Source organism: Sutterella wadsworthensis (assembly GCF_003315195.1).
In the GTDB taxonomy this organism is placed as follows: domain Bacteria; phylum Pseudomonadota; class Gammaproteobacteria; order Burkholderiales; family Burkholderiaceae_F; genus Sutterella; species Sutterella wadsworthensis.
Window position 1 is genome coordinate 1 of record NZ_QNRV01000052.1, and the last position, 9,439, is coordinate 9,439.

The window sequence follows — 9,439 nt, forward strand, 5'->3', positions numbered from 1 at the left end:
TGGTGCGTCAGTTAAGTAAAAAGCAGCGCGATATGCTCGCGCTGCTTGGATTGAAACTGCCGCCTAAAACTCTCCGCTGATTTATGGATCAGTTATCCGGGAGTTCAGGTTGGATTGAGGTCGGCGCCCAAAACGCTCGTCTGATTTATGAATCAGTTATCCAAGCGTTCAAGGTGCCTATTTCAACAGGGTGTTAATGAGATCAGAAGGAATAGGAAATGCCGACCTTTCCTCCGATCACAGAAGCACCGTTGTTGCCAGTGCCGCCGGTTACCGCAGCTTTAAAGGCGAATGCGCCTTTTTCAACTGCTGCACCGAGGCTGCCGGTAACGAGGTTGGTGCTGAAGACGTCTTGATCCACGCCGTACACTGTTGCTTCTTTGTCACCGAACATCGGCGCATAGGAGACCTTGGCAAACGGAGCGATCTTCCAACCCTCATAGTCAAGCACGTCAGCGGAGAGAGACACCGACAACGGAACTTGCACAATGGTCTGATCGTCAAAATCAACCTTAACGGCACCTACAGTGAATGAATCCGTCTTGACGCGGGAGATGCGCAGACCCAGGCTCGGCACGATGCTGAAGGCACCCACTTGGAAGCGGTGTTCTCCGCGCATACCGGCGCTGAGCACATCCACACTTGCGCTGTTGTTTAACTTCGTATCTCCGCGTGCTGTTACATCGTTCGAACCGTGAAGGTAAGCGAGTTCTCCCGTTACCTTGATGTTGTCCGTGAACGCATGCACGCAGTAGAGAGTGAAGCCAACATTGTCGAATTCATTGCGAATACCGTAATTCGAGCTTCTAGCAGTGCCAGAACCGTACTGGACGGCAGCACCGATTCGGTCATTGGGTGTGATGCCGACATCCGCACCGAAAATTCCCCAGCCCATATCGCTCTTGAGCGCTGCACCTCTGCCGAGGCTATCTGTCTCGTAGCTTTCGCCGCCTACATTGACCCAGAGGGCGGGTCCCAAGTCGGTGACCGTGCTCGATGTGCGTTCCGCGATGTTGTCTGCAAGAATCGAATCCGCACGCTGCGCCATGGCTTGAAGACCCATGGAAGCCGCAGCAGCCGCAAGTTCGCCGCTCTTAACGGTCGTGACGATGCTCTTTGATGCCGCATTGAGCTCAGCAGCTACAAACTGATTGTCGGTGACAACTGTCGTGCCGCCGTCTGTCACGGTGCCTGTCGCAAGTTCGATCGAACTGCCGTCGGCATTGATGACGCCAAGGACGCTGTCTTTCTGCAGATTCAGGTTGCCGTCAATCGCTGCCCCCGAAAGCCCGCTCTGATTAATCATCAGGAGACCGTTGGATGCGACGGTAACGCTGCTGGTTGCAACAGAGCTTGACGCCGTCGCCTGTCCCGTACCATCTTTATCGGTGCCGCCTTGAACCAGCACGCCGCCATTGTCGAGGGTCAGAGATTTGCCGAGATAAAGGGCTGCGGTAATGCCTTCGGGACCCCAAACAAGATCTTCATTCTGGGCGGCCAACCGTGCAAACGCATCTTCAGCCGCTGCAGAAGATGCATTCAATGCGATGAGAGCATTCTGACCGGCAATCAGCTTCGCCTGAAGTTTGTCGTCATTAATCGTGGAAATGGCCAGATGAGAAGCATTGCCGACGACATTAAGTTCTTCTGTATCAGACCAAGCCGGGTCGACGAAAATGACGCCGGTGCCGGAGAGTTTTTCAACGGTCAGACGACCCGCCGCAGTGCTGTCGCCGACTGAAGTTGTACCGGAACCGGCAAGTTCGGCAACATTCAGGTCAATGCCGAGGACGTTGAAGCGGCTGGTGCCAGCAAGCGTCACCTTCGGGAGCTCGGCCGCAAAAATCTCCTGCTCGGAAGAGCCGGCAGTCAGTGTTTTGTCGGCAGCAACAACAATGCTCGCGGCTTCTCCGACGAGCTTTTGAGTATCGGCTGCTGCAGTTGCAGTTCCGGTAAGCGTGAGGTTGGCCTGAACGTCAACTTCAACATCAGCATCCTGAATGTCAATGGCATCCGTTGTGAAGTTCTCTGTTACAGCGAGCTTGCCATCCGTGATATCCGTGGACTCAACTTTCAGAACGGCATTTTCAAACTTGTAGGTAACGTCCTCATCGTTGACCGCCTTTGCCATCTGACTGAGCAGGCCGTAAGCATATTCGCCCGAATCCGTAAAGTTCAGTGTTCCGCCCGTAATAGTGAGCCCGGTCTGCAAGGCAGTCACGCCTGACAACGAACCGTTAGCTGTTTCATTGGTGAAAACATTGGCAATGCCGGTCGTAAGCATGCCGCCAGTCATTTCGAAAGAGCCATCCGAGACCTTCAGCGCATCGGTTACGATGAGGTTGCCGCCGGACAAAGTGAGCGAAGCTTTGTCACTTGGTTCGGTAGCCTGGGCACTGTTTTGGATTGTCAGGGTCGTGGTCTGAACCGTGCCGCTCTTGATGGTGAGCTGACCGGCTTGGTAATAGGTCGAAGCTATGGTCGACTGCAGATTATCAAGAATCAAACCCTTGGCAAGGTTAAGCGTGCCGCCGCTGACGGTTGTGTGTGCACGGCTCTTCCAAGTCTTCGCCATGTTCCACGTCCCTTCTTCGACATTGAAAATGCCGTAGTAGTTGTCCATGGACGAATTCTGCTGAACGGTCCCCGCCCCCGTTTTAGTCAGAGTTGAATAGGCAGAATCCTGTTTGTTGGAGTTCGGCAAAGCACTTGCAATCGAATCATCTTCGCCAGTGCTGTCTGCAAGTCCGAGAGTGAGCGTGCTGCCTTCGGCAATCTTGAAGGTGCCTTCTGACGCGCGGTCCAAGAAAAGGAACCCGCCGCTCGTGTAGGCATACCATTTATAAGTATTGCCTGGATTAGAGCTTTCAGACTCGACCCTATTGCCGGAATAAGTCATGTCCTTTGAAATATCAAAAATGACCTTGCCGACGCTGTTGGATCCATGTTCTTGGATACCTGTCGTGATATCGACCAATATTGCGCCGCCCGTTGCAATGGCTTGATCACCGGTTGCCTTTGCCACATTGTTATTGAAGGCGACGTTTTCAAATGTCCAGGTTCCGGATTTGACAACCATTGCGCCGCCATGTGCCTGACCGTTCTCTTGAGTTTCGGTAACACTGTTCCCGTCAAAACTGCCGCCGGTCATATGTGCATTCGCTTTGCCGTATGCATAGACTGCACCGCCGGAACCTGTTGCCGTGTTATTGACGAAGTCGACGTTAGTCAGTGTGATATCGGATGCCGCAAAGTTCGTTGCATCAGTCTTATTTTTTGCGATATGTCCCCCGAACCAAATGGCCCCAGTATTTTTTTCAAACTTCGTATTGGTGATTGCAATAGTCTGAGATCCGGAAAATTGCACGGCATAACCGGTTTTCCCGTTAGAGAACGAACTATTTGACAAAATAATGGAAGCATAATTGGCTGACGGATTTGAGGGAGTATTCGGCCCCTGCAGTATCAAGCTCGGCGAGCCGTTTTCCGTGATGTTTTCAAGCACGCATTTCCCGTCTGGGCATACCTCTGTCAAATCAACAGCCGCCTGAGCCGGAAATGCTGCAGTCCCCAGCATCACAGCAACTGAAGCAGCCGCGGCAACGGAGCCTGCATGACCTGTTGAACTTAGTTCATTCACAACCATCAGCGCTTTGCGGACGGCGCTCCATACAACTCGATAATTCGCGTTCATGATCTCATTTCCTTCATAAGACTGCTTTGCAGCGTGAAAACAGAGATCATTGTCCTTGCCTTTGCCTAGCTGATAATTATTTTGATAGGGGGGGGGGGTAACCCTATAACCTTCATATTTCTTCGTGTTCAGGCTTTTTGGGAGCATGGTGTAAACCCGAATTGCGTTGCAATTAAGTCACTAAGGCAAACCTGAATCCAACGTATAAGACACTGTTTGCCGCAAGCAGCATGCCTTATATGTGCTGTAATGCCTGTGATGCAAAAGGCTTTTCAAGATGAATTGGGAAGACCGGACAGGCGACAAAAAAAATAAAAGCCCGATCCATAATAGATCGGGCTTTCACGAACGGAATCGCTCTTTGCTAATCAAGCAGCATTACTTGACGCGGTTGCGATATTCGCTCGTGCGGGTGTCGATTTCGATCTTGTCGCCGGTGTTGACGAAGGCCGGAACGGCGAGTTCGAAGCCGGTAGCCAGCTTGGCGGGCTTCATGACCTTGCCGGAGGTATCGCCCTTGACGGCGGGTTCCGTGTACGTGACTTCGCGAACGAGGATCGTCGGGAGTTCGATCGAGATCGGACGGCCTTCGTAGAACACGCATTCGGCGGGCATGCCGTCTTCGAGGTACTTGAGGGCTTCGGCCATCACATCGGCGTCGACTTCGTACTGGTTGTACTCTTCGTCCATCCAGACATAGTGCGGATCAGCGAAGTAGGAGTACGTGACTTCCTTGCGTTCGAGCACGAGGTCTTCGAACTTGTCGTCGGCGCGGAAGACGGTTTCGGACGTGGCGTTCGTCAGAAGATTCTTCATCTTCATCTTGACGGTGGAGGCACCGCGGCCGCCCTTGGAGTATTCAGCCTTAACGACGACCATCGGATCCTTGCCGACCATGAAGACGTTGCCGACGCGCAGTTCCTGTGCGGTTTTCATTTGAATAAATTCCCTGTAGCAGAGTTTGCGAGCCCCGGCGCTGTGAAATGTGCGCAAGGACGAAAAATCTTTAAGCAGCTGATTATAGCCGACTCAGCGCTGCTTAGAAATCTCCGGGGAGCGGCTTTCGCTGTATATCGCCGTTTCACATGCCCAGTTCTGCACGTTCAAGCATATGCTGTGCCAGATCACCTCGCTCGAGGAGCTCTGTGCGCCAGACGTCAAATCCGGGGGCATAACGACGGGCTTCAAGCAGAAAGCGGCAGATGTCCTCGCTCGCTGCCGAACCTTCGAGCCAGTCTTGGGCGAGCTTTGTGTACGAAGCGCTTAATCCCCAAGGCGCGAGTTTGGGCACAAAACGGGTGAGCCAAGCGTCGAGTTTCACGCGATGCGCATGATCTTCCGTCGGATAAGTAGACCAAAGCATGGGCAGTCCTGCGAGCTGCGCGCGTATGAAGCTGTCCTCACCGCGAATAATGGCCGTATCCGAAGCCCACAGGAGCTTATCGAAATCCTTTTGCGCAACGAAGGGCGTGCGCACTGTACGGAGTTCACTGCCCGCGCCGGAGAGGAGTTTCTCAAGAATGTCGCCGGCTTCACCGGGTGCGAGCAATGCATTCAACGGCCGATTGGCGGCCGCCTGCCGAAGGGCTGCGGCAGCGGTTTGCAGGTCGTTCACCGGATACGTGAATATAAAGACGGTGGTGCGTTGAGGATCAGCACCGAGCTCAAGGAGAAAATCCTTCTTTTGCAGTGCAAATGCCTGCTGACGCTTTTCATAGTCGTCTTCAATCAGTACGCCGCCGGTACGGTCGGTGACGCCGGGGAAGAACCAAAGTTTCGGCAGGTCCAGACGCGGGTGAAGACCGACCATATTGTGGCTTCCTTCCACCCAGTCTTCTGCGGAAAGATAGTCAAGATTGAAGTAAAAGGGCGGTGTTTGGCGCGCAGCAAGACGCTGAGCCCGCAGCTTGGCCGCCGCTTCGTCATAAGCTTCGGGGAGCCGGCATCCGAAGGTTTCAATGATGAGCTCTGACGGCTGAAAGTCGGGCTGAGCGGCTGCTTTTGCAAAATCATCCCAGGCAGCAATTTGGGCTTCCTCTGCGGCACGAGGGGCGATGAGCTGCAGCACGTCCGGACGATCTGTGATGAAGCGCACGGCGATGCCGAGGGACTTCAGTCGGCAAGCCAGACGCCAGCAGACGCCGGCATCGCCGAAATTGTCAATTACGCGGCAAAAGATGTCGGCGGAGGGAAATCGAAAGCTCATGGCAGCAGTTAAAAATGTTTTTGGGTTCTCAGCAGCCTTTGGCGGAAGATGCCTGGGCCCCGAGGAGCGTCAATTTAAGAATGGCCGGACAACTTATTCCGCGCGGCGGGCAATGGGTTCCCCGTTGGCGTTAAGCAGCCCGGCAAGAATACAGTTGCGGCCGAGACAGCGGAAATCCGCTGCCGCCGCAGGTTCATAGCGATGCGCTTCGCCGGACGGAAAGAACCACCGGCGCGGGACTTTTGGTTCGCCCGCCAGTGCAGCGAGCTCCCACTGCGTTCCCTTGGGACAGGCCGAAACGGTGCCGTCACGGCGAAGTTTTGCGCCGACAATGACCCATTGATCCAGTTTGTCTGCTGTTTCCGCCTGATTCAGCGCAGAAGCATCGTTCGGCGGGTTTTGAGTGTTCCGCATGCTGAGGCAGAAGCCTTCGACGTGTACTGCCGCATCGGCTGACTGTCGCACCTGCAGGGCCTCATCATCAAATGCGTAGCGCAATGCCATGAAATCCCCGAGGAGCATGTCTCTCGGGTCGGCTGGCACCAAACGCACAATACGGGACTGGCCATGCTCGAGCAGGTCAATGCGGTTCAAGGCGGTGAAGGCGACTGCGGCTGCGGTGATCATCAGTGCGGCCAAAGCAAAGCCCTGCTGCAGGCCAAAACCAAACATTTTGACGCTTGAGCCGGAGAATCGGCGCAGGCAGAGCGCCAGGCTGCTCAAAGCAAATGCCAGCCCCATGACGCCGTAGATTTTTGCCGCTTCCAAGAGCGGATTGACGCCGGGGGCTGCGGCTGTCCAGAAAAGGTCTGCTGCGCAGAATAAGAGGCCGCCGGTGGCAATGAACGCTGCCGCAGCGAGTCGTTTTCCGCCAAGTGACAGAGCGGACAAAATGGCGGCAGAAAGAAGGAGTAAATCGGATGCTGCCGGCAGCATCCATACAGCGGCGACGGCAGCTGCAGCGGCGGCTATAAAAGCGGCGCCTCGCTGAAGCGAAACGCTTCGATGCCGGTCTGCCGCTAAGCCGCGGAGGCAGACAATAAGAAGAAGTGCGGCGGCGGCCATAAACCCAATGGAGGGCATTTGAGCAAAGTGCCCTGTCGGTACGGGCTGATGCACAAAACTCTCGGGCTGCAGCAGCCCGCTCGTCCAGGCCGCGGCAAGGAGTGCCGGAAGCAGGGATTCAGCGCGCTGCGCGGCAGACTTTCCGAAAAGCACGCTTAATCCCGTGAGCAGCGTGAGTATGAAGAGCACATCGCTCCAGGCAACGGCGCCGGGGAGCGGCATATTGACGTAAAGCGGAGAGAGGAGCGCAGCAAAAAGCACCGCTCGCCAGGGGAAAAGCCAGGCGCATAGGAGTGCTGCCGCCGGCATGATCATGGTCCATGGACTTTGGCCGCTCAAATCAGAAGCAAGCATCAGCCAGCCGACAGCGGCAAAGAGCAGTCCCGCAGTCTGCAGTGTGATGCCCGAGGCCGACAATACCTTGACGGCATTGGTTTTCTGCGCGCGCCGAGCCTGTACTGCCGCCCAGCCTCCCAGCGTCAGACCGATGACCAGAAAGAGAACCTCAACGAAAAAGGTGCTGACATCGAACATGAGGAGCGTCGATATCGCCAACGTAATCGCGAGCGCGCCGAGAATGCCAGCCGCAACCGATGGGGCTGACGCCACGGCTTTTTCCAGAGAGGCTCGGAGTGAATGAGAAGCTGCGCAGGATTTTTCAGGACCCGTGTCGGGCCGTGATGATGCGTCTTGAGCCTTCGCATGCATTGTCCGCCGGCGGGAAAAACGAGCCGCGCTCAAGGTCCCTGCGAGACAGACTAGGCCGTTGAGGAGCGTGAGGGCATATCCGAGACTGGTGCTCGAAAGATGGCCCAGATACGGGTGCATGAATAGGATGAGGAGTGCGTTGCCCCACCCGGCTAATGTCAGCATCGCCAACGCACGAAGTTCCGGCAGCCGTGAGCTCCAGAGTGCAGCGGAGCCGATCAGAGCGCCGGCAAGAAAAAGCAGTGCCAGCCCGGCGAGCGATTCAAGCCCGGCATTATCCAGGGCGAAGGCGACTGGCGGCAGCAGGCCGAGGAGCACTGAGAAATTAAGTGCTGGGAGGAGCGCTGAGGCACGAAGTCCCGGACTTGGCCGCAGCCGCAGACTCAGGCCAAGCACCACGGCAGCCGCCGAGGCAAAAACCGCGGCAATAAGCATCGGCGTGAAGATATCAGGGGCTTCACCAAAGCGCTCAAAGCCCTTGAGCCCCAAACCGACCGCTAAGGCGGCGTACCAAAGCGTAAATATGAGCGGCCGCCGGATAACGAGCAGCCAGGGCGTCAGAATGGCTGAGAGGCCAAGGAGCAGGCTCGCGGCATCGTCCCCGGTCTGCCAGGTTTGCCCAATAACAACGAATAGCAGCGCCGTGAGGAGACCGCCCAGGGCTGCAGAGCAGTCCTGCAGCGTGCGGCTGATGTATTTGCAGCAAACGGTTGGGAGGAAACTCAGCAGTGCGGCGCCGCCAAAGATCGTGAGCCGCAGCGTATCGGACCAGACGGTCCAATTTGCAGCTGCAAATGCAAGCAGTGCGCCCGAGAGCAGAAGGATTGCCCAGCTCCCGATGATCATCCCGAAGGGGCGAAGTGATCGAGCATGGTCTAAGTCCGCAGCTGGCGGAGCGCTCTCCTCGTCAGCAGTGTTTTTTTCTGCGTTCGCTGCAGCAAGCGGAGCAGGTTCTGCGGAAACGGTAGGTGTTTCTGCAGGTGCCGGTGCAATTGGGCTGGTGTCGGCCGTTCTCGTTTTGCGTTCGACAGCCGTTTCCGGCGGCGGCGTTGCTGCCCCCAGGACAAAGTTCGGCGCCCTGGAGGGCGCAATGCTCGGTGCGGCGCCAGAGACCGCATCTACGCCCTCGGTCAGGTCCGTCTCTGGAGAAGGGGCGATTGCAGAGCGCTCGTCCGCTTTTTCTTCTTCAGAGGGCTCGCCAGCAGGTGTTTCCGCAGGCCGTTCTGCAGCGGCGGTCACAGCCGCCGGTTTTGCATCCGTTTGCGCTGATGCGTCGGATGTCAGGCATTCCTTGGGTGCCGATGCTTCCGGCTCCTCCAAAGCGCCATGGTCAGTCGGCGCGGCAGCTTCTGCTCTCAAAGCTTCGGCAACCGCAGAAGATATCGGCGCTTCTTGAAGGAAAGGCGCTTCCGAGCGCGGATTGCCGTCCTGATTTTGTCGGCGGGTGTTTTTGCGCTTGGACTTCTTTTTCTGGACGTTTCGCTGAGCGGCCATAGGATTAGTCTCCGCAGACAAGAATGGAAGGAATCATAGAAAAGAAAAAGGTACGCTCGGCGAATCGCGTCAGGCGCACCTTCAATATATGTGTTCTGATTCCTGCTTGTCGGCGTTCAAACAGTTTACCAAAACGAGTCGTAAAGCCCTGTCATTCATGACGGGGATATAAGGCGGCGCGCGCAAGTGCAAACGGACTCAATCAGGCCGATTCTGGCTTTCGATATAGGCCTTGAGCTTTTCGAGCGGGGCTCCACCGCAGCTCGCCGCGA

General features: G+C 56.0%; 4 protein-coding genes. All 4 read right to left on the minus strand.

What is annotated here, in order from left to right:
- Nucleotides 1-202: 202 nt before the first annotated feature.
- The gene (locus DES29_RS11940) at nt 203-3,694 is read right to left on the minus strand and encodes an autotransporter domain-containing protein (protein ID WP_170126134.1); all 3,492 of its coding nucleotides are present in this window, start codon (nt 3,692-3,694) and stop codon (nt 203-205) included.
- A 378-nt stretch (nt 3,695-4,072) separates the two neighbouring features.
- Nucleotides 4,073-4,630, minus strand: a complete 558-nt coding sequence (efp, locus tag DES29_RS11945) for an elongation factor P (RefSeq protein WP_016474705.1) — start codon at nt 4,628-4,630, stop codon at nt 4,073-4,075.
- A 145-nt stretch (nt 4,631-4,775) separates the two neighbouring features.
- A complete protein-coding gene (gene earP, locus DES29_RS11950; protein WP_046446793.1) occupies nt 4,776-5,900 on the minus strand; it encodes an elongation factor P maturation arginine rhamnosyltransferase EarP in 1,125 nt (374 codons plus the stop codon).
- 93 nt (nt 5,901-5,993) lie between these two features.
- Nucleotides 5,994-9,167, minus strand: coding sequence for a GDYXXLXY domain-containing protein (locus DES29_RS11955; RefSeq protein WP_113854937.1), 3,174 nt, complete (start codon nt 9,165-9,167; stop codon nt 5,994-5,996).
- Nucleotides 9,168-9,439: the final 272 nt, after the last annotated feature.

Coding starts and splice junctions, on each gene's coding strand:
- DES29_RS11940 (WP_170126134.1), bottom strand. CDS start 3,694: ATGAACGCGAATTATCGAGTTGTATGGAGCGCCGTCCGCAAAGCGCTG.
- efp (WP_016474705.1), bottom strand. CDS start 4,630: ATGAAAACCGCACAGGAACTGCGCGTCGGCAACGTCTTCATGGTCGGC.
- earP (WP_046446793.1), bottom strand. CDS start 5,900: ATGAGCTTTCGATTTCCCTCCGCCGACATCTTTTGCCGCGTAATTGAC.
- DES29_RS11955 (WP_113854937.1), bottom strand. CDS start 9,167: ATGGCCGCTCAGCGAAACGTCCAGAAAAAGAAGTCCAAGCGCAAAAAC.